Source organism: Blautia sp. HCP3S3_B11, assembly GCF_052064435.1.
Classification (GTDB): Bacteria; Bacillota; Clostridia; order Lachnospirales; family Lachnospiraceae; genus Blautia_A.
The window spans coordinates 39,133-61,849 of record NZ_JBQHVP010000016.1; the positions used below are offsets into that span (position 1 = coordinate 39,133).

The following is a 22,717-nucleotide window of genomic DNA, read 5'->3' on the forward strand; positions in this document are numbered from 1 at the left end:
ATGCGGGCGGAATATAAGAGAGATATGAACCATAATTACCTGATCTTATATGGGGAAGATGAAATAAATACTGATTCTTATCAGGTGAGAATGTTGGTGGGAAATGTGATTCCCTCTCTTCTAAAATGCAGAATACAGGGGATGGATGGACGTTTTCTGGTCTATTTCGATATTACCTCAAAACAGGCATTAAGTGTTTTATATGAAGAGAAGAAGATGGGAGTAGAAGATCTTCGCCTCATCTTTGGAGGCTTTGTCAAAGCAATGGAGGATGCGGCGGAATATCTGATGAATCCAGGACAATTTATCATATCACCGGAATATATTTATACAGATATTGAAAAGCAGGAAATTTATTTCTGCATGATGCCAGGATATGAGAAAGACATTAAAGAACAGTTTCAGTTTTTGACAGAATATATTCTTCCGAAGATTGACCATCAGGATCAGGATGCGGTAATCCTTGGGTATGGCGTGTACAAAAGAGCGATGGAAGACAGTTTCCATCTGGAACATATCAAGGAAGAACTATACAAAACCCAGGGGCAGCAGGGTACGACAACAACCAAACCAGAACAAATGAAAACAGAATCAGAGCAGAGACAGGAATCAGAAGATTTTAACCCGGAGGAAGAGGGCTTCTGGGAAAACGAAGAAATAAATCAGGAATTTGTAAGGGACGGGGAAAAATCAAAAAGACTTAGTTTGCCCCAAAAGACAGGTATTATTGTACTGGCAGCAATACTGCTATGTGGAATAGCCGCAATAACTTTGATGGGATACCTGCCTTACCTGGAAACAGGAACAATACTTGGGATTATTATTGTTCTTGTGGCCTGTGTGATGCTGTTTGTATATGTTTTGAAAATAAAGAAAAAACCTGGAGCATTACGGCAAGGAAGGGAAGAAGAACGAGATAAACCCAACGGGATAACCGGAAAAGTATCAGAAAAAAAGAGAATAAATTCACGCGAAGGAAAAAAGGCAAAAAATTTTCTGAGGAATAGAGAAAAAGAATTTGGAAAGAATCTGAAAAAAAATGAAGATTCATATGAACTGTATGAGCCGGAAAATATAAAAAAAGAGAAATGGGAAAACATGTTATATGAAACTCTGAAAAAAGAACCGGCAGACCAGACTGATCAGAGCCAGAATACCATCAAGTCGGTTGTGAAATCAACCAATAAACCAGTCGTGAAATCATCGCAGTTGCATGCAGATTATGGAGAGACAGTAGTATTGTCAGCAGGAGCAGTATCCGGCCCGGCCAGTCTGGTAAGTAAAGAACCGGGAGAACTGGCAACTATTTATATAAATGAAGATCTGACGGTAATCGGAAAGCTGGAAACTGCCTGTGACGCAGTGATCAGTCTGCCGACAGTAAGCCGTATCCATGCAAAAATAAGAAAAAAGGAGGATGCATACTATCTTACAGATATGAATTCAAGAAATGGAACAGCCGTAAACGGACGACTGCTTTTGCCAGATGAAGAATATCAGCTTGAACCAGAAGATGAAGTAGATTTTGCCCAGGCGAGATACATTTTTCTGCCATAAATGTTTTGAAAAAACACAATATGTCTGATACAATAAGCTTGTCGATATATGATTCCTGATTATAGCAATTTCATAAAATACTGGAATTGCTATAGAAAGAGGTAAAATTTGGAAGAATTAAAAAAACAGCCAGTCACAGTGTTCCTTATTCTGATCAATATTCTTGTTTTTCTGGCAGTGGAATTAACAGGTGGATCAGAGGACACAATGCATATGCTTCAATGTGGAGCAGGTTATACGCCAGCTATAATACAGGGAGAATACTACAGAATTTTTACAAGTATGTTTCTGCATTTTGGACCACAGCATCTGGGAAATAATATGCTGGTACTTTTTGTACTTGGCGGAAGACTGGAACGTACAGTTGGAAAACTGAAATATCTTCTGATCTATCTCCTTGGAGGAATGGGCGGAAATCTGCTGTGTATTTTTCTTGAATTAGACAGCGGGGATTTTGCAGTATCTGCCGGGGCTTCCGGCGCTGTGTTTGCAGTGATGGGAGCCATGATTTATGCAGTGATCAGAGGCAGAGGACATATTGAAGATCTTTCTGCCAGACAGGTGGTGATCATGGTCGCATTTTCACTTTATTTTGGATTCACAAGCGAAGGAGTAGATAATGCAGCGCATGTGGGTGGTCTCATCTGTGGATTCATCATGGCTGTATTACTTTATCATCCGCTGCGATCATATCATCGGGATACTTCCGGAGTATAAGGCAGATAGATATAGAAGACAGAGCCTTTTCCAGGAGCGCTTAAAACATCAATCTGCCCGTTATGGGCATTTATGATTTCTGCTGTTACAGCAAGGCCAAGTCCGGTTCCCTCGGGCTTATATGTAACAAATGGACAAAAGATATTCTGCATTTGTGTCTGAGTCATTCCACAGCCGTTATCCTTTATAGATATACAGATACCGCTATCTGTTTTATAAAGGCTTACCGTAATCTTTCCTTTGGGATGATTAATGGATTCACAGGAATTTCTTATCAGATTAAATATAACCTGACGCATTTTTACACGGTCAAGTAAAATGGTTGAAGAGATATTTTCTATATGTGTTTCCAGAGAGATACCAAGGTAATCCAGGGTATTTTTCTGACAGGACAAAATGGTGTTCAGAAACTCGGCGGGATCGACAGAAACCAGGTTAACTGTCTGAGCATGGCTGAAATCAGAGAGTTCATTTAATAATTCTTTGACATAATCAAGATTGTCCATAAGACTGTCCCATTGTCTGTAGCTGCACAGCTCAGGATGGGAGGCTGCCATTAACTGCAGCTCACTGTTGATCAGGGTAATCGGATTACGAATCTCATGTGACAGCCGGGAAAGAGTAAGTTTAAAATCTTTTTTTAATTGGTTTGTTGTTTCCATCTGCATATTATCACCTCAGGAAAAGTGTATCATTGCGGATTTTTGACTGCAACTGATTTCGTCCTGAAAAATTCGCGAAAAAACGACATTCAGATATTATTCACTGATATTCTCGGTGAATAGTAATAACACATTAACTCAGCTTCTGTCAGATTACAGAGGCTCAATTATTAAGAAAGAAGGATTAAAAATGGATAATTGTATTTTTTGTAAAATAGCTAATGGAGAGATTCCCGCTGCAACACTTTATGAAGATGAGAATTTTCGTGTGATCCTTGATCTGGGCCCGGCAAGTAAGGGACATGCCCTGATCCTGCCTAAATTTCATGCTGCCAATATCTATGAATTACCAGATGAAATGGCTGCAAAGGCAATGATTCTTGCAAAGAAAATGGCAATAGCAATGACAGAAGCACTGAAATGTGATGGATTTAATATCGTACAGAATAACGGAGAATGTGCAGGTCAGACAGTATTTCATTTCCACATGCATCTGATTCCGAGATATAAAGGAGACAATGTTGGAATTACATGGAATCCGGGTGAACTGACTGATGAGGATAAAGAGGAGATCCTGTCAAAAGTAAAGGCGCAGCTGTCCTGATATTTTGACATTACACAGTACATAAGATGGAAAATATAGATTTTATAAGCATTTACAGGAAATATCGTTCACGTGCAGTTAATGTTGCCAATACCGTTTTAAAGGATAAAGATGAAGCGGAGGATGTATGCCAGGAAACATTTGAGATTCTGTACAAGCTGGGAGAAAAAGTGGATTTTTATGATGAAGAGAAACTGGCTAATTTTATTTCCAGAATCAGTTATCATAAAGCGCAGGATCATTGTAAAAGGGCATTCAGACAACATGAAGTCGGTTCTGACGATATTATAATGACCGCTGATCAGACGGTAAATAGTGGCGATAAAGTAGATGAAATGATTGCGGCTTTGGAAGCAACAGGATATCTGCAGACGATATTTCAGAAATTAAGAGAGAAAAACAGAATGGATTATGAAATCTATGTCGGTGTAACAGTATATGGCATACCATCGCGCCTCGTTGCTGAACATTATCACATCACGGAAAATAATGTGAATAATAAAGTTATGAGAACGAGACGCTGGCTTGCCAGAGAATATGATGCTCTTTGCGATGCACAGGATCTATATTGATCCAGACACAAGATTGTTCAGAAAATCAACTTACCGGTACACTGGATCAGTACATATTTATATTATTTGTTTACGCAGTCTTCAATCAGACCTGTGATTTTTTCGATAGAGTTCATATGGCTACTTTCGGACATGGCATCGATGTAAGACTGTCTGTTCTGATACAGCTCACGAATGGAGTTAAGGAGTGTACTTTCTGTGATTTCTTCTTCCTCAAGTACCATGCTGAATCCCTGACGTTCGAAGGAACGGGCGTTGAGAATCTGGTCACCGCGGCTGGCATTTGCGGAAAGAGGAATCAGGAGATTTGGTTTCTTTAAAGCGTTCAGCTCGCAGATAGCGTTGGCACCTGCACGTGAGATGACGATATCTGCCAGGGCAAACAGATCAGCAAGTTCCTGTTTGATATATTCGTACTGGACATATCCTGCGGTATCTTTGAGACTTTCATCCATTTTTCCCTTACCACACAGATGGATAACCTGAAATTCTTTCAGAAGTTCCGGAAGAATCTTGCGGACATTTTCATTAACAGATGCAGCGCCAAGACTGCCGCCAATAACCATGAGAACAGGTTTATCATCTGTGAGACCACAGAATTTGCGGGCTGCTTCCTTGTTTCCGCTTAATAATTCCTGACGAATCGGAGTTCCGGTAAGGACTGCTTTATCTGCCGGAAGATTTTTCACTGTTTCAGGGAAGTTACAGCATATCTTTGTAGCAGATGGGATACAGATTTTATTTGCAAGACCCGGAGTCATATCTGATTCGTGGATAATTGTTGGGATTTTACGCTGGCCGGCAGCAATTACGACCGGAACAGTTACGAAACCGCCTTTGGAAAAGACTACATCAGGTTTTAACTGTTTTAACAGTTTTTTTGCTTCGCCAAATCCTTTTAATACGCGGAATGGGTCTGTAAAGTTTTTGAGGTCAAAGTAACGTCTCAGTTTACCGGAAGAGATGCCATAATAAGGGATGTTCATTTCTTCGATGAGCTTTTTTTCAATTCCGTCATAAGAGCCGATATAGGAAATTTCATATCCCAGTTCTTTCAGACGTGGGATTAATGCGATATTTGGGGTAACATGTCCGGCTGTACCGCCGCCGGTAAGTACAATATGTTTCATAGGGATTCCTCCTGTTTCATTCTGAAAATAAAGTAACTGTTTATTGCAATTCCCAAAAATAATGCAATTAATCCAGACCATCAGAGCGTGAAGTTCCGCGTCAGATATCTTTGTCGTGCGTCAGCACGCCGGCAGATATCTTCCTTGTCCTTCGCACTCTGCTGGACTGTCTTATTTGCATTATTTTGTAAAATTGCTATAGAAGTATGTTACTGTTCATAATATGCCCGGTAACTCGTTTTATTTATGTTACTAAGAACAAGGCGAACAGTAACTTTAACAGTTACGGCATTTATTATTTAATATGAACCCAAGGGGAGAAATTGTCAAGGAAAGTTGAAGATTATGGAGAATAAAATAAACAGACAGACAAAGAACGAAGAAATAGACAGATTGCTGGAAGAACAATATTATGCGGAGACAAAAATACTGGAATCTGCAATTCTCAAAGCTGCAGGAAAATCCTCCTGGGAAGAATTTCCGGAAGAATCTGAAGAAGAAATACAGCAGGGATATGACCGAGTGATAGCACGCCTTAAAGAAAAGGGTGAATACAGAGAGTCATTGTCTGAAAATAATGATCACAATGTAAGCAAAGCCAGCAGAATTTGTGCGGAAACAGATAAAGAAATAGATGGAGTAAGAGAAGCAGGGGAAAGCAAAGCCCGGGAGATAGAAGCAGAGGAAACAGAATCGGTAAAAGAAGCAAAAACAGTAAAAGAAAATCTAATCAGGCTTGACTATGAATGGAATAAAACTCACCGGATTTTAAAACCTGTAGCAGCCGTAGTGGCCGTAGCAATGCTGACTGCGCTGATCGGAATGAGTGTGACCGCTGATTTTCTATTTTCAGATGTGAGCGTTCAGGCATACAATACATCAATTCCTGAAAAAAAATAAAAAAATTTATTTTTTGTGTGATATTTGCCATTTTGATTCGTATAGTATATGTAATGGGAGTTTACGAAAGCGGTTTTTAACCGTGTCTCGGAACGAAACGTTATATACTTGCGGAAGCTGACATGGGATTATTAAAATATCAGCAAAATTTTAATCGTACGTGGCAGACGCAAAGAAAGGTGGAAACAGTCAAATAAAAACTGTTTCCATTTTTTATTTTCAGAAAAATACTGTTAATCAATTCTATTGTAGTGTATAATATGAACTATGAAATTACACATAAAAGTCCGAAAGGGGGGTTTTATATGAAGATTACATTTATCGGGGCAACTCATGAGGTTACGGGCTCATGCTATTATCTGGAAGCAGCAGGCCATAAATTTCTTGTAGACTGCGGTATGGAACAGGGACCGGACTATTATGAGAATGCAGAGATACCAGTTGCTGTGGGAGAAATTGAGTTTGTTCTTCTTACCCACGCGCATATGGATCATTCCGGAAATCTTCCTGCTATTTATGCAAAAGGATTCCGAGGGCCAGTATACGCAACAAATGCCACCAGTCATCTGTGTGATATTATGCTTAGAGACAGTGCTCATATTCAGATGTTTGAAGCTGAGTGGAGAAACCGCAAGGGCAGACGAGAGGGCAAACCGGAATTTGTGCCGGCATACACAATGGAAGACGCAATGGGGGTGATCAGAAATTTTGTAGGATGCCCGTATAATAAGGTGATCACTCCGGCAGAAGGAATTTCGGTACGTTTTATTGATGCAGGACATTTGCTTGGATCTGCCAGTATTGAAGTGACGATCAGAGAAGAAGAGGCGGAGAAAAAGATCGTATTTTCCGGAGATATCGGAAACACCTGTCAGCCATTGATAAAGGATCCGGAATATCTGCACCATGCAGATTATGTGATCATGGAATCCACTTACGGGGACCGCAGTCATGGAGAAAAACCGGATTATGTGCAGCTTCTGGCAAAGATCATTCAGGAAACATTTGACAGAGGAGGTAATCTTGTAATTCCTTCTTTTGCAGTTGGCCGTACGCAGGAAATGCTATATTTTATCAGACAGATCAAGGCAGATGATCTGGTACATGGACATGATGATTTTAAGGTATATGTGGATAGCCCTCTTGCGAATGAAGCGACTACCATTTTTTCAGAACATCAGTATGACTGCTTTGATGAAGAGGCAATGGAACTGATCAAAAAGGGAATCAATCCAATCAGTTTTCCAGGTCTGAAGATTTCTGTTACAAGTGATGACTCAAAGGCAATCAACTATGATGAAGAACCAAAAGTAATTATTTCTGCCAGCGGTATGTGTGATGCGGGTCGTATCAAGCATCATCTGAAGCATAATCTGTGGGATGAGAAGAATACGATTCTTTTTGTAGGATATCAGGCAGTAGGTACACTAGGAAGGGCTCTTATTGAAGGAGCAACAGATGTGAAACTTTTCGGAGAACCGATTCATGTAGCTGCACATATCTGCCAGATGCCGGGAATCAGCGGTCATGCAGACGTAAACGGTTTGATAAACTGGGCGAGAGCGTTCGAAGAAAAACCGCAGAAAGTTTTTGTTACTCATGGAGAGGATACGGTAACAGAGATTTTTGCAAAACGCCTGCAGGATGATTTGGGTTACGATACAATGGCTCCGTTTAGTGGAACGGTGTATGATCTTGCAAATAATGTATGTATCTATGAAGCTAAAGGCGTCAAGATTCAGAAGGCATCTGCATCGCCGAAAGCAACAAGAGCAGCGAGAGCATTCGAGAAACTGCTGGCACTTGGTTACAGATTACTGGCAGTGATCAAGAAGAATGAGGGAACACCGAATAAAGATCTGGAACGCTTCTCAAGAGATGTACAGTCCCTGTGTGATAAATGGGACAGACCAGATATGTAGTAATATTGCGGTAATGTTATGAAATAAAAATATCCCGCAGAAGTTGGTATGAATACAGCTTTTGCGGGATATCTGTCTTTTTTGTGTTTTTTGCTGCTGCTTATAGTGTCGTAGTAGTTTGGTGAGAGCAGCTGAATTGTTAAAAACCAGGAAATTATTTATTCAGAACTTCCTCTAAGGCAATAGAAAGCTGATCTGGACATGAGGTGTTTTTAAAACCACATTTAATACCTTTCAGTCTGCTGATCACTTCATTCGCATCCATACCTTCTACAAGGCTGGCTACACCCTGAGTGTTTCCACTGCATCCGCCGATGAAGCGTACATTGTGAACTTTCTTATTGTCATCTACTTCAAATTCAATATGGCTGGCACAAACACCTTTTGTCTTATATGTCATGATATAATTCCTCCTGTGTTAAATAAGTTCTGTGTCTACTGTTCATGTGATTAACAAGCAGATTTCTCAAATAGTCTTGCGTCAGGATTTCTTGTTTCAAGAATCAACTTGCATAAGTCCGGGCCATCGCGCAATGTGTTACTGGGCTCGAAGTGAACAGTAACTTTTCGTTACGCAAGATATTATAGCAGAACATAAAAAAAGTTTCCATATAAATTAAAGTTTTGCTATAATAAACAGTGAATGCATAAAAAACAAGAAATGCAACTGTTCAGTATCTTCACAGTAGACCACTGAATAGTTACCAGTACATCGTTTTCGAAATAACTATACCACTTACTTGCCTGCAAATCTGATTGCACAGATAAAAAAGCTTCAGCGTAGCCCGCTACGCCTGCGTTTTTTATCTGCACACTCAAATCCGCATTCTGCGTAATTGGTATATTTATTTACGAAACGATGTACCAGGAAATTACAAATATACAAAGAAGAGGTGTTTTAATAATGAAATGTATCGGAATTATCGGAGCAATGGAACAGGAAGTTGCAAAAATTAAGGAAAAAATGCAGGATGTTACGATCACATCCAAGGCTTGTATGGATTTTTATGAAGGAACTCTGGAAGGTAAAAAGGTTGTAGTTGTACGTTCCGGAATCGGCAAGGTAAATGCAGGAATGTGCACACAGATCCTCGCAGATGTATTTGGCGTGGAAGCAGTGATCAACACAGGAATCGCAGGAAGCCTGAATAATGATGTAAACATCGGAGACATTGTTCTTTCCACAGATGTACTGCACCATGATATGGATGCAACCGGATTTGGATATAAGAAAGGACAGATTCCACAGATGGATGAGTTCTCTTTCCCGGCAGATGAAAACCTTCGCAAATTAGCGGCAAAGGTATGCCAGGAAGTAAACCCTGAGATCAGTGTATTTGAAGGCAGAATCTGCTCCGGAGACCAGTTCATTTCAGATAAAGGTGTGAAAGATGCTATTATCTCAGAATTTGGCGGATTTGCCGTAGAGATGGAAGGCGCTGCTATCGGACAGGCTGCTTATTTAAATCATATTCCATTCCTTGTAGTAAGAGCGATCTCCGATAAAGCAGACGGAAGCGCAAATATGGATTATGCTGAATTTGAAATGGCAGCAATCGAGCACAGCGTAAAATTAACAGTAAGAATGATTCAGGAATTATAAAGTTAGATAACAGTTTCCTGCATTTTGCATATACTGAAATAGATAACTGATAAGGATGCAGGATATCCATATGTATTTCGAACAATATTTTCCATTTTATGCGGCATATTCGAATCCCCTTTTGTATGAAGGAGAGCGGATGCAGGAGCAGGAATTCAATCTGATGAAATCTTATTATCCTCAGACTGTACAGCGTATTCAGGAGAAGGTAGAGGAGGAATGTGATCTTCTCGACTATGAAGGAAGCCGTCTTTATGATGAGTATCCGGATAAATATATGCTTTATCACTTAAGCTGTAAGATTAAAGAAGATCTTCAGCCAGAGATGAACAGTCAGGCAATAAGGGAAAGTTTTCTGGATGAACTGGTACAGGTAATGCTATATCAGGAAATATCCAGAAGAAGATGCCGCAGACACCGATGCAGGAGATATTTTTAAATTACTGATTATGGAGTGGATAGATTGTTACTGTTCATACACCACTAGCTTTATCCGCTTAACAAGAATTGAAATTTGACAGATAGAAAGAATAATGAAAAATTTAAGAGAATATTTAGAAGAACAGATTAATGAAAATCTGATACAGGCAACTTTAAGTGCCAGCGGAAACAAAAATGGCATATCAAAGGTAAAAATACGCCCAATCCAATTAAAAGGGCAGATCTGTTGTCAGGCATCTGCCACAGAAGGGACAAAAGTCCTCCACAAAAACTATGAGCGTATGCAGCTGATAGAATATCTGGAATCAGAGATTACAGAGAATTTCGGACAGTTTCAGGCGCAGGGAGCAGTGACGGATGGCGTAGTCCTTGTGAGTAAAAAAGGAAAAATGACCATCAAACAGAAGCACCATGCGCCAAAAGAAAAAGTCAAGATTCAGGCACATAACCGGGTAAAACAATACATTCTTAAAGAAGGTGTTCCGGTTCCGTTCCTGATCGATCTGGGAGTTATGAACGGACAGGGAAAGATCGTTCATGTCAGATATGATAAATTCAGACAGATTAACCGTTTCCTGGAATTTATAGAAGATATTCTTCCGAGACTTTCCAGGGAAAGAGAAGTAACGATACTGGATTTCGGATGCGGTAAAAGTTATCTTACTTTTGCAATGTATTATTATCTGAGGGAACTGAAGGGATATGATGTAAATATCATAGGTCTTGATCTGAAAACAGATGTAATTGAGAAATGTAACTCTCTGGCAATCAGATATGGATATGAAAAGTTACATTTCTACCATGGCGATATTGCAGACTATGAAGGAGTATCTTCGGTAGATATGGTAGTAACACTTCATGCCTGTGATACTGCGACTGATTATGCGCTTGCGAAAGCAGTAGAATGGGGAGCAGAAGTAATTTTATCTGTGCCATGCTGTCAGCATGAGGTCAATAAGCAGATCAGAAATGAAATGCTGGAACCGGTTCTGCGCTACGGAATTCTGAAAGAAAGAATGTCTGCGCTGATCACGGATGCAGTACGTGCCAATCTGTTAGAGAGCAAAGGTTACGAAACACAGATTCTGGAGTTTATTGATATGGAACATACTCCGAAGAATCTTCTGATCAGGGCAGTTAAAACCGGAAAAAGATCAAACGCAGGCAAAACACAGGAGATGTTTGCTGCTTTAAATATTCATCCTACACTTGACCTGCTTCTGAATGAAAAAACACAGGAAGGAAGTGTGCGATGATAAGAATACTGAAAAAAACAGGTATTCTCCTTTTTGTATTTTTGCTGGGGGTAATTGGAACTGCATTGCTTCTTAACAGCGAATCCACAGACAACAGATCAGATTTTAATGATGCTACATTTCCGGAAGTTATGATAGACATGGACGGCACGCTGATGAACCGTATGTATGGCTATGCACAGCCAATGCAGACGGATTTTACCAGAGACAGCGTGACTCCGCTGGATACATCAAAAAAACTGACTTTTAAGGTAAATCCGTATAATTCTGAGGTGAAGAGCTTTTCCTATGAGATCCGCACATCCGACGGAAGTAAAGTTCTTGAAAATAAGAAAATCAAGAATCTCCGGAAAGAGGATTCTTATTTATCAGTAGATGTGGAAATCAACAGTGATCTGAGAATGAATCAGGAATATTCCATGCAGATTGCTCTGGAGTTGAATGAAAGTACTGCATATTATTACACACGCGTTGTCTCAAGATCACAGGTGCATGCATCAGAATATGCAGCTTTTGTCAAATATTTTTATGAAGCGAGTCTGGACAAGGAGGCAGCAGATGCTCTGGGCAGTTACCTGGAACCGGCGTCAACAGGAGCATCGACCAACTATTCCGGAATTAATATCAATTCCTCTCTCAGCGAAGTCAGCTGGGGAACGTTAGCTCCTCAGTTGTATCAGGAAGGAATTCCTGTCATTAAAGATATCAATGAGACGACTGCCAGTATTTCAGTGGAATATCAGATCACATCACAGAATTCTGATGGGGATACAGAACTATATGACGTAAAAGAGTTCTATAGAATGAGATATCTGGATACCAGAATTTATCTGCTAGATTTTCGACGCAGTGCAAATCAGGTATTTGACGGGACACTTCCTGTCTATTCAGATGATGGAATCATCCTGGGAGTCCGCGACAAAAATGTGGAATATATGATGAATGACAGTGCTACGGTGCTGGCATTTGTCCAGGAGGGGGATCTTTGGTCTTATTCACCTGGAAATGGAAAAGTAAATCAGGTTTTCAGTTTCAGAAAAACTGAAGACGGAGATTTTCGTGATTCCAGAATCCAGCATGATATTAAAATTGTCAGGGTGACAGATGCCGGAGATATTGACTTCGTACTTTATGGATATATGAACAGAGGAAGTCATGAAGGATACGAAGGAATTGGCGTTTACCATTATAATCCGGACAAAAATGTTGCAGAGGAAAGAGCCTTTATCCCTGTTTCAGAATCATTTGAATTCCTGAAAAAGGATCTTGAGAAATTATCTTATGTAAATGAAGAGAATGAGCTGTTTCTCCTTTTGGCAAAAAGTCTCTATAAAATCAATATAGAGGATAATTCCAGCGAAGTTCTTGAAGAGGGAATAAAGAATGCGAATTTTGTTTCTTCTGATAATAATGACCATGCGGCCTGGCTGGTTTCGGAAGGTGATGAGAAGGGAAATATCAAAGAAATTAATTTTGATACCGGCGAAACGAGACTGATCGCGCATGAAAAAGGCAAGAGACTTCGGGCAGTTGGTTTTATGAATGAAGACCTGATCTATGGAATCCTGAACAAGTCTGATATTCTGACAGATGAAGACGGGCATAAATCAGAAGGAATCAGCATTTTACGTATAGAAGATTTCGATGGCAATGTGAAGAAGGAATATCAGAAAGACGGATTATACATTACGGATATTTCTGTTGGAAGTACACTGATCGAGTTCGAACTTTCCGCAAAATCGGGAGATACCTCCTATGTTGCCCAGAAAAAGGACAACATTATGAATAATAAGAAGGCAACGGAAAACACAGTGAAAATTGAGCTGATTTCAGCATCAAGAACCGGCGTCCGTGTAAAACTGGCATTGAACGGAACTGCTCAGACAGATTCTCCGCTTACTATGTATGCAAAAGTAAGCAGTACAAATCAAAAAGACATTGTACTGGATACGCAGATTCCGCAGGAGTCCACATATTATGTCTATGGACAGGGTGGGCTGGACAGTATCTATACAGATCCTGCAAAAGCCATATTACAGGCAGATGCTTTGGGCGGTGTTGTTCTTAACCGTGCCCAGCAGTATATATGGGAACGCGGAAATAAGAAGACAAAAACACAGATGGATACTGCGGAACTTCCGGAAGCTGTTCTTGCAGGAACTATGGATATAAAAACGTTGAAAAAGAGCGTTAAAAAGACCGGAACGGTCATCGACCTTACTGGCTGCAGTCTGGACAGTGTTTTGTATGAAGTAAGTGCCCAGCGCCCGGTGATCGCTAAAACAGGTTCTGATACCAGTGTGGTGATTGTAGGATATGATGAATATAATACGTATTTGTATGATCCGGTTAAAAAGGAGACATATCCATATGGAATGAATGATAGCACAGACTTATTCCAGAAAGCCGGAAATGTGTTTATCACATATGTGGAGTCAGTTAGTTATTAGACTGATCAGCCTTCTGGCAGGATTGCACTGCGGCAGAGAGAAATTATGTCGCTAAAGCGATTCCGGCGGGCAGAGGATCCTGCAAGCAGGATTCTTTCCGGATATAAGATAGTGAAAAGAGTATAATTAAGAACATGGGCAGATTGCTGTTAGAGAATTTAACAGCAACCTGCCCATTATTATTTTAAAAAATTGTGAAAATGCTTCTTTACATTTATCCATTATTTGAGTATCCTAAAAAGGAATAACAGTGGCAGAAAGAAAATGTTATTACGTTACTGCAAACCAAGCGGACAGTAACAACGAAACGGAGGAAATGTACCAATGCTATATGCAAACATTAAGAAATTAGTACAATACGGAGTAGAAACAGGACTGACACCGGCCTGTGAGAAGAATTACACAACAAATCTTCTGCTGGATGTTTTTAAAGAAGATGAATATGTAGAGCCTGAAGAGGAATACACAGACATCAACCTGGAAGAAGTATTAAATGCACTTCTGGATGAAGCGGTAAAGAGAAATCTTATTGAAGACAGCATCGTTTACAGAGATCTTTTTGATACAAAGCTTATGAATTGTCTGATGCCTCGTCCGGCACAGGTACAGAAGGAATTCTGGAGCAGATATGAGAAAGATCCGCAGGAGGCAACCGATTACTTCTATAAACTCAGCCAGGACAGTAATTACATTCGCCGTTATCGTGTAGAGAAAGACCAGAAATGGACAGTAGACAGTGATTATGGTGAGATTGACATTACCATTAATCTTTCCAAACCGGAGAAGGATCCAAAGGCGATCGCAGCAGCCAAGCTTGTAAAATCCAGCAGCTACCCGAAGTGCCTGCTTTGCCCGGAGAATGAAGGATATGCGGGAAGAGTAAATCATCCTGCCAGAGAGAACCACAGAATTATCCCGATTATTGTAAATGACAGCCCATGGGGATTCCAGTATTCTCCATATGTATATTACAATGAACATTGTATTGTTTTCAACAGCCAGCATATTCCAATGAAGATCGAGAAGAATACATTTATCAAGCTTTTTGATTTTGTAAAACTTTTCCCACATTACTTTCTTGGTTCTAATGCAGACCTGCCGATCGTAGGCGGTTCTATTTTAAGTCACGATCATTTCCAGGGTGGACATTACACATTTGCAATGGCTAAAGCGCCGATCGAGAAGCATGTGACGATCCCAGGATACGAAGATGTAGAAGCCGGAATTGTTAAATGGCCATTATCCGTCTTAAGAATCCGTCACAAAGATGAGAAGAGACTGGTAGAGCTTGCAACACATGTTCTGGAAGTATGGAGAGACTATACAGATGAGAGTGCATTCATCTTTGCTGAAACTGACGGAGAACCACATAATACGATCACACCGATCGCCCGCCGCTCAGGAGACATGTTTGAGCTGGATCTTACTCTGAGAAATAATATCACTACAGAGGAACATCCTCTCGGTGTATATCATCCGCATGCAGAGTATCATCATATTAAGAAGGAAAATATTGGTCTGATCGAAGTAATGGGACTTGCTGTTCTTCCGGCAAGACTGAAAGAAGAACTGGAGCTTCTGGCAGAATATATTCTGGAAGGAAAAGATATCTCTTCAAATGAGAAGATTGAGAAACACGCAGCATGGGTTGCAGAATTTCTTCCAAAATATGACAACCTTGATAAAGACAACATTCAGGATGTTCTCAGAAAAGAAGTCGGCAATGTATTTGTTCATGTGCTGGAAGATGCCGGCGTATATAAATGCACTGCAGATGGCAGAGCTGCATTTATGAGATTTATTGATACATTATAATCTTATGTAACTATTCAGCAGTTTACAGGTTAAACAATACCGGACACCGAACAGTTACAGTTTTACCAACATAAGAAAACGAAAAATGTTACTGTATGCACAGTAACCAAAAGATTACATAATCAGGACATAAACTTGTTATTATTTGTATAGTGATCCGTAATTTATTTAAGGTTATGTGATGGGAGCAGCTGAAGAAATTTGGGCGAAAAGCGATATTTTGTTTTTGAATGTTTGGGAATGAATAAAGAACGTCCCGCACATTTAATGGCGGGACGTTTTTGTAAAATGGAGGTAATTATGTATAGAAAAAGACACAGAAGAGGAAGGCGCCTGGCTAGTGTGGTTCTTGCAGCGGTAATGGTAACGACTGCAATTCCAGCGCAGGCAGCAGAGTTTGGTGCTCCGGAGAGTTTAGAGGATATTTTCAGTTCGGGAGAAGAGGATTCTGTCACAGGGACCGATGATGGAACAGCAACAGCGGCTTCATCACCGGAAACAGGAACACAGGATACGACATCTCCAATATCGGAAGGAACGGTTACTCCGACAGTGACACCTTCAGCAGATGATACTCCAACAGTAACACCTTCGGCAGATAATACCCCGACAATAACACCATTGCCGAGTGAAACGCCAATCCCGTCAGTTACACCGGCTTTGTCAGTTACGCCGACTCCGGCTCCAACACCAACTATTAATCCGGAGAAAGAAGTGATGCTTCGTTTTATAGACGGAGAGGGAAATGAGTGCGAACAGCTCAGAACAGTGCTGGAGTGGAATGAGTCTCTGATTCTGCCAAATGTGCCGGATTCACAGGCACCGGATCTGTGGAAACTTGAGAAAGATGAGAAGCTTAATGATGCGATCACACTTAAAGGCGGCGATCTTCTCACTCTGAAGAAAGGCGAGAGCTGGAATATATTCATTCAGAATGGAATTTTAAATTTCTATATGCCAAAGAAATGCAAGATTTCTCTTTATAATAATTCAGGAACAGGTGTATTTCCAAATGGTATTCTTCAAGTATACGAAACAAATACGGCTATACTTCCGGATATGCCATATAGCAAATATATCAATTATGGCTGGACCGACACAAAAGGCAGCAGTGAAGTGAAATATGACCTGAATTCAGAGTATACAGTACTTGGGGATACAAACTTCTATATCGTACGCCGTACAGCGCTGCGAGTGAATTTCATGACAAATACCGGGGCAAGTAACAGTAACTTTACCAGTCTTAACCAGAAGATAGGAAAGGGGCTTACTGTGAAAATGCCGGAAGTACCTGCCAAAACAGGATACCAGGCACTGGGTTGGTCTAAGAGTAAAAATGCAACCAAGTCTACCTATAAGGTTTCGCAGGAAGTAAAAGTATCATCAACGCTGAATCTCTATGCAGTATATAAGAAACTGCCATATAAAGTCAGCTTTAACAACAACAGTGGAACAAGTACCAGTAAAACATATACAGCGCTTATGGTGTATGCGTCCAGGAATCAGACCGTCACATTACCGGCAGTTCCGAAGGCAAAAGGCTATACAAATCTGGGATGGACAACTGTAAAAGGCGACACCACGGTGGAATATAACGAAGGGGACACTGTAAAAATTACAAAAAGTGTGCAGTTTTACGCGGTGCGCAGAAAGAGCAAGTATTACACAGTCAACTATTATCTGGGAAATGGAAGCAGCAATTCGGCTTATAAGAAACTCAGCCAGACAGTAGAAGAAGGAACAGTTATTACATTTGCAAAAGTCCCGGCGAGAACCGGTTATGTCAATCTGGGCTGGTCAACCAGCAAGAATGCTACAAAAGCAACAACAAAGACAACCTATACGGTAAACAAAAATGTAAACTTTTATGCTGTACAAAAGAAGGCAGTATTATTGACACTTCGAAGATATGACGGAAGCGTATGGCAGAAGACGACTCTGGCGAAAGGATCTACCTATTCTCTGCCAGGAGTAAGAGATGCAGAAGGCTATACTTTCATGGGATGGTCATCAAAACCAATGCAGTCTGTGAATCCGGAATATGAGGCAGAAGAGAAGATTACAGTAAACGGTAATATGAACCTGTATGCAGTAGTATTTAACAGATCAACAGAAAAAGATCTTACAGAAGATGAGCTCCCGCAGGTAGATATTTATAAATACAAACAGGTAATCTTTGTGGGCGATTCCCGTACAGAATTTATGGAGAATGTTCTGGAAGGAATGGGAACTTCAGCAATCAAACATGTGAAGTTTGTCTGCTCCGCAGGACAGGGGCTGAAGTGGTTTACAACTACTGGCTGGGCACAGCTTTATTCTATGGTACAGAATGATACCGGTAGTATTCTTTCTAAGAAAACAGCAGTAATCTTTAATTTTGGAGTAAATGATTTATCAAAATATGCAGATTATGTAGAATACTATAACTGGATCGCGCCGCAGCTTAACCGCAAAGGTTGCGAATTGTATTTTATGTCAGTAAATCCGTTGAACCGTACGATGCTTTCAAATGCAGGGCGTGCAGACCGAAGCGAGGCGGCAGTCAGATCCTTTAACGATTATATGAAGGCAAATCTTTCTTCTGCATATACTTATATCGATATGTATTCTTACCTGAAATCCACAGGCTACAGCTTTGCCAGTGATCACTATGGAACAGGAACTATCGATGATGGTCTGCATTATACAACAAAAACATACAAGCGAATTTATGCCAAGTGTATAGATTCACTGAGGGTACCAAGATAGGATAGATGTTATTTAAATATTATCAGGATAAAAGTTACTATTCGTTTCGTACCCGGTAACGAATAAAAAACACAGTAAATACCAGATTACTCCTTGCGTGAAATCAGGGAATAGTCTATACTAAAAGACGAGACGGCTGTCAGACGAGAACAGCGTTTCGTCTTTTTATGTGTAACATCCAGAACGATGAGGAGAAAGAGGAAACATAGATATGAAGTTAACAACAGTAAAAGAGATTTACAAAGAGAGAGAGAAATATCTGGACAAAGAGGTTACAGTAGGAGGATGGGTACGAAGCGTACGTGATTCCAAGACTTTTGGATTTATCGTGCTTCATGACGGAACCTTCTTTGAGACTTTGCAGGTAGTTTATCATGATACAATGGAGAACTTTGCTGAGATCAGTAAATTAAACGTAGGTGCTGCTATTATCGTCAAAGGTACACTGGTAGCTACGCCACAGGCAAAACAGCCATTTGAGATCCAGGCAACAGAAGTTACAGTAGAGGGTACTTCCGCGCCGGATTATCCGCTTCAGAAGAAACGTCACAGCCTTGAATATTTAAGAACGATCACACATCTTCGCCCGAGAACAAACACATTCCAGGCAGTATTCCGTGTACGTTCCCTGTGTGCTTATGCAATCCACCGTTTCTTCCAGGAGCAGGGATTTGTTTATGTTCATACTCCACTGATCACAGGAAGTGACTGTGAAGGTGCAGGTGAGATGTTCCAGGTAACTACTCTGGATATGAACAATGTTCCGACAGATGACAAGGGCGCTATTGATTACTCCCAGGACTTCTTTGGAAAAGAAACCAACCTGACAGTAAGTGGTCAGTTAAACTGCGAGACTTTTGCACAGGCGTTCCGCAATGTTTATACATTTGGACCGACTTTCCGTGCTGAGAACTCCAACACTACCCGTCATGCAGCAGAATTCTGGATGATCGAGCCTGAGTGTGCTTTTGCAGATTTAAATGACAACATGGATCTGGCAGAGGCAATGCTGAAGTATGTAATTCGTTATGTGCTTGAGAACGCACCGGAAGAGATGAATTTCTTCAACTCTTTCATTGATAAAGGACTTCTGGACAGACTGAACCACGTAATCAATTCTGAGTTTGGTCATGTCACTTATACAGAAGCAGTAGAACTCCTGGAGAAGAACAACGATAAATTTGATTATAAAGTATTCTGGGGATGCGATCTGCAGACAGAGCATGAGCGTTATCTGACAGAGGAGATCTTTAAGAAACCAGTATTTGTAACAGATTATCCGAAGGAGATCAAGGCATTCTACATGAAGATGAATGAGGATAACAAGACTGTTGCGGCTATGGACTGTCTGGTACCGGGAATCGGTGAGATCATCGGTGGAAGCCAGAGAGAAGATGATATTGAGAAACTTGAGAAACGTATGGATGAGCTGGGACTTAAGAAAGAAGATTATGATTTCTATCTTGATCTTCGTAAATATGGTTCCACACGCCATTCAGGATTTGGTCTTGGATTTGAACGTTGCGTAATGTACCTTACCGGCATGGGCAACATCCGTGACGTAATTCCATTCCCAAGAACTGTTAAGAATTGTGACTTATAATAAGAAAGAGAGATTGGCATGAGATTTATTCATCTTGCAGATGTACACCTTGGAGCGGTCCCGGACAGGGGCTGCCCATGGAGCAGCAGGCGGGAGGAAGAAATCTGGGAAACTTTCCGCCGGGTTATTGCGGGTATCCGTGAGAATCCGGTGGATTTGTTATTTATAGCAGGAGATTTATTCCACCGCCAGCCTCTTTTACGGGAGCTAAAAGAAGTAAACTACCTGTTTTCCACCATACCGGATACAAGAATCTATCTGATGGCAGGAAACCATGACTACATCAAGGCGGATTCTTTTTACCGGGACTTTCAGTGGGAAAAGAATGTGACATTTTTTAAGAATGAACAGCTTACATGTGTCAAGGATGAGAAACTGGACGTTTATGTATATGGATTGAGCTATGAGCATCAGGAGATTGATAAACCGCTGTATGATGCGGTGCGTCCGGTGGAGGGAGAAGGACTTCATATTCTCCTCGCGCATGGCGGTGATGCAAACCATATTCCAATGAACATCAGATCGATCGTTTCTTCAGGATTTGACTATATTGCGCTTGGACACATTCATAAACCTCAGATTCTGATCAGGGATAATGCGGCTTATGCGGGCGCGTTAGAGCCTATTGACAGAAATGACCTTGGTGAGCATGGATACATAGAAGGGCATCTGGAAAATGGAAGACTTAAGACAACCTTTGTTCCTTTTGCCTGTCGTTCTTATGAACAGATTCTTCTGATGCTGCGTGAAGATTCTACGCAGGCATCACTTGAGGACATGCTGAAAGCAGATCTGGCAAGCAAAGGGCGTATGAATATTTACAGGATCGTGATCAGAGGAACCAGGGCACCGGAGCTTTTGCTGCTTCCGGAGAGATTGAAATCATTCGGATATGTGACAGAAGTACTGGACGAGTCCAGACCGGCATATGATCTGGAAACACTTCAGAAGAAATATAGTGGAACATTGATCGGTGACTATATCAGCTATTTCCTTGAGAAAGACAGAAATATCGTGGAGGAGAAGGCTTTGTATTATGGCCTTCAGGCTCTGCTGGAGACAAGCAGGTGACAGGTAAGCTATGATTATCAGAAAGTTAAATATTAAAAACTTTGGAAAAGTCCATGACAAGACTCTGGAATTTTCCCCGGGTATTAATGTTCTCTATGGAGAGAATGAGAGTGGCAAAACCACGATTCATACTTTTATAAAGAGTATGCTCTTTGGACTGACCAGAATGCGTGGAAAGGCTGCGAGAAACGATGCCTACAGTACATATGAACCATGGGAAAATCCGGGAGTGTATGGCGGTATTATATGGTTTAACAGTAAAGACCATGACTACCGTCTGTCCAGAAATTTTCAGAAAGATCATGTTCTGGCAGAGTTGCTGAATGAGGATACGAAAGAACTGGCAGATATTGATGAGGTGGGACTGGAGAAAATCTTTGGAAATATCAGTGAGGCTATTTACGATAATACAGTTTCTGTTGCGCAGCTTAAGAGTGTAACAGGTCAGGATCTGGTACGTGAACTTCAGAATTATATGGCAAGTTATCAGGGAGCGGGAGACAGCTCCATAGATCTTGGACGTGCCATGCAGATGCTGAAAATGTCAAGAAAAGGCTACCAGGTACAGGCAGACCGGAAGCAGAAGGAAACAGAAACAGAACAGCAGAAGCTTCAGGCAAAGATGGATTATGTGATAAATGAAATGAATGATCTGAAAGAAAAACTTGCAGATATTGATGAGAAGGAAGGTTCTCTTGGGATGCGCCCCGGTGATGAAAATGGTGCGGTTCTTCTGGACGAGAGACTTGCAGAGACAAGAAAGAAAAGAAACGGATTTGCTATGGGAATGTTGGTGTCAGCGGCAGTCGGAATCATAGCACTGATTTTATCTGCGATTATGGCGGACAGCGTTGTGGTGAGCATTGTTGTTGCCATTATAGCTGCGATGCTGGTGGGATTTTGTGGAAAACAGCAGATGAAATACGCAAGAGAATTGCAGAAGAGAATGCGTATGAAGAGTCGCTGGATGTCCAGACAGGAGAAACTGAAATGGAGCAAAGAAAGCCTTAAACAGGATTATGACGAGAAAGAGACGGCACTCCGTAATCTTCAGGAAGAATATCAGGAATATGAAGAGAATTCCTATCTGCCGACGTCAGAGGAGATGGAAGTGCAGGCTTTAAATATGGCTATGGAAACGATTGAGATGCTTTCAGGAAATATCCATCATCAGGTAGGCAGAAAACTTCGGATCCGTACTTCTCAGATATTAAGTGAAATTACCGGCGGAAAGTATCAGGAAGTCCTCATGGATGCAGGATTCCGTATGACAGTGAATACCGGTGACAGAACAGTAGCGCTGGAACGTCTCAGCAGAGGGACAATGGAACAGATCTACTTTGCACTTCGTATGGCGGCAGGTGAGCTTCTGTGCCAGGAAGAGAGTTTTCCGGTGATACTGGATGATGTATTTGGCATGTATGATGAAGAACGGCTCGCGGCAGTTCTCAGATGGATGCATAAAGAAAATAAACAGATCATTATCAGTACCTGCCATAAACGGGAGATGGAGATTCTGGACAGGGAAGGAATTCCATATCAAAAACTGATTCTTTCATAAATAAAAAAGAGAGATTATATGTAATTACTCCGAAATGTGTTAACAGGAGTTAAACATATAATCTCTCTTTTTATGAGTCAGTCGGATATCTGTAATCCGCCTTTG

At 40.9% G+C, this 22,717-nt stretch carries 18 protein-coding genes; 15 read left to right on the forward strand and 3 right to left on the reverse strand.

Translation table 11 applies throughout. The features are described from left to right. Complete coding sequence (locus ACTNC0_RS13380) at positions 1–1,557, forward strand: DUF6382 domain-containing protein (RefSeq protein WP_441087754.1); 1,557 nt, start codon at positions 1–3, stop codon at positions 1,555–1,557. 108 nt (positions 1,558–1,665) lie between these two features. Beyond that, the gene (locus ACTNC0_RS13385; RefSeq protein WP_117676664.1) at positions 1,666–2,274 is read left to right on the forward strand and encodes a rhomboid family intramembrane serine protease; all 609 of its coding nucleotides are present in this window, start codon (positions 1,666–1,668) and stop codon (positions 2,272–2,274) included. Here ACTNC0_RS13385 and ACTNC0_RS13390 read toward each other — a convergent pair. Next, positions 2,250–2,936 carry a sensor histidine kinase gene (locus ACTNC0_RS13390; RefSeq protein WP_441087755.1) on the reverse strand — a complete coding sequence of 229 codons (687 nt, stop codon included), beginning with the start codon at positions 2,934–2,936 and terminating at the stop codon, positions 2,250–2,252. The two genes, ACTNC0_RS13385 and ACTNC0_RS13390, sit on opposite strands and share 25 nt — an antisense overlap. Positions 2,937–3,126: 190 nt before the next feature. Here ACTNC0_RS13390 and ACTNC0_RS13395 point away from each other — a divergent pair, with 190 nt between their 5' ends. Further along, positions 3,127–3,540, forward strand: a complete 414-nt coding sequence (locus ACTNC0_RS13395) for an HIT family protein (protein ID WP_441087756.1) — start codon at positions 3,127–3,129, stop codon at positions 3,538–3,540. A 26-nt stretch (positions 3,541–3,566) separates the two neighbouring features. Then, entirely contained in the window at positions 3,567–4,112 is a 546-nt protein-coding gene (locus ACTNC0_RS13400) for an RNA polymerase sigma factor (RefSeq protein WP_441087757.1), read from the forward strand. A gap of 62 nt (positions 4,113–4,174) precedes the next feature. On the opposite strand, the gene ACTNC0_RS13405 is transcribed toward ACTNC0_RS13400, so the two are convergent. After that, positions 4,175–5,242: an undecaprenyldiphospho-muramoylpentapeptide beta-N-acetylglucosaminyltransferase gene (locus ACTNC0_RS13405; protein WP_441087758.1), complete on the reverse strand. Its 1,068-nt coding sequence runs from the start codon at positions 5,240–5,242 to the stop codon at positions 4,175–4,177. Positions 5,243–5,587: 345 nt separating this feature from the next. Between ACTNC0_RS13405 and ACTNC0_RS13410 the strand changes: the two genes are divergently transcribed. Both ACTNC0_RS13410 and ACTNC0_RS13415 read left to right on the forward strand, forming a co-directional pair. After that, positions 5,588–6,142: a hypothetical protein gene (locus ACTNC0_RS13410; RefSeq protein WP_300335539.1), complete on the forward strand. Its 555-nt coding sequence runs from the start codon at positions 5,588–5,590 to the stop codon at positions 6,140–6,142. Between the two features lie 305 nt (positions 6,143–6,447). Next, positions 6,448–8,064, forward strand: coding sequence for an MBL fold metallo-hydrolase RNA specificity domain-containing protein (locus ACTNC0_RS13415; protein ID WP_441087759.1), 1,617 nt, complete (start codon positions 6,448–6,450; stop codon positions 8,062–8,064). Between the two features lie 154 nt (positions 8,065–8,218). Here ACTNC0_RS13415 and ACTNC0_RS13420 read toward each other — a convergent pair whose 3' ends face one another. Beyond that, a complete protein-coding gene (locus tag ACTNC0_RS13420) occupies positions 8,219–8,464 on the reverse strand; it encodes a TIGR03905 family TSCPD domain-containing protein (RefSeq protein WP_117676657.1) in 246 nt (81 codons plus the stop codon). Positions 8,465–8,968: 504 nt separating this feature from the next. On the opposite strand from ACTNC0_RS13420, the gene ACTNC0_RS13425 reads away from it, so the two are divergent. The 9 genes from ACTNC0_RS13425 to ACTNC0_RS13465 all read left to right on the forward strand — a co-directional run bounded on the left by ACTNC0_RS13425 (position 8,969) and on the right by ACTNC0_RS13465 (position 22,612). Continuing rightward, the gene (locus ACTNC0_RS13425; protein ID WP_117676655.1) at positions 8,969–9,667 is read left to right on the forward strand and encodes a 5'-methylthioadenosine/adenosylhomocysteine nucleosidase; all 699 of its coding nucleotides are present in this window, start codon (positions 8,969–8,971) and stop codon (positions 9,665–9,667) included. Between the two features lie 70 nt (positions 9,668–9,737). After that, a complete protein-coding gene (locus tag ACTNC0_RS13430; RefSeq protein ID WP_441087760.1) occupies positions 9,738–10,106 on the forward strand; it encodes a hypothetical protein in 369 nt (122 codons plus the stop codon). A gap of 94 nt (positions 10,107–10,200) precedes the next feature. Then, positions 10,201–11,364, forward strand: a complete 1,164-nt coding sequence (locus tag ACTNC0_RS13435) for a class I SAM-dependent methyltransferase (protein WP_441087761.1) — start codon at positions 10,201–10,203, stop codon at positions 11,362–11,364. Further along, complete coding sequence (locus ACTNC0_RS13440; protein WP_441087762.1) at positions 11,361–13,814, forward strand: hypothetical protein; 2,454 nt, start codon at positions 11,361–11,363, stop codon at positions 13,812–13,814. Before ACTNC0_RS13435 ends, ACTNC0_RS13440 begins: the two co-directional genes overlap by 4 nt. A 324-nt stretch (positions 13,815–14,138) precedes the next feature. Then, a complete protein-coding gene (gene galT / locus ACTNC0_RS13445) occupies positions 14,139–15,629 on the forward strand; it encodes a UDP-glucose--hexose-1-phosphate uridylyltransferase (protein WP_441087763.1) in 1,491 nt (496 codons plus the stop codon). 300 nt (positions 15,630–15,929) lie between these two features. Beyond that, complete coding sequence (locus tag ACTNC0_RS13450; protein WP_441087764.1) at positions 15,930–18,377, forward strand: InlB B-repeat-containing protein; 2,448 nt, start codon at positions 15,930–15,932, stop codon at positions 18,375–18,377. Between the two features lie 211 nt (positions 18,378–18,588). Further along, a complete protein-coding gene (asnS, locus tag ACTNC0_RS13455) occupies positions 18,589–19,980 on the forward strand; it encodes an asparagine--tRNA ligase (RefSeq protein WP_441087765.1) in 1,392 nt (463 codons plus the stop codon). Positions 19,981–19,998: 18 nt separating this feature from the next. After that, positions 19,999–21,051 carry a metallophosphoesterase family protein gene (locus ACTNC0_RS13460; protein ID WP_441087766.1) on the forward strand — a complete coding sequence of 351 codons (1,053 nt, stop codon included), beginning with the start codon at positions 19,999–20,001 and terminating at the stop codon, positions 21,049–21,051. A gap of 10 nt (positions 21,052–21,061) precedes the next feature. Continuing rightward, positions 21,062–22,612: an ATP-binding protein gene (locus ACTNC0_RS13465; RefSeq protein ID WP_441087767.1), complete on the forward strand. Its 1,551-nt coding sequence runs from the start codon at positions 21,062–21,064 to the stop codon at positions 22,610–22,612. Positions 22,613–22,717 lie beyond the last annotated feature (105 nt).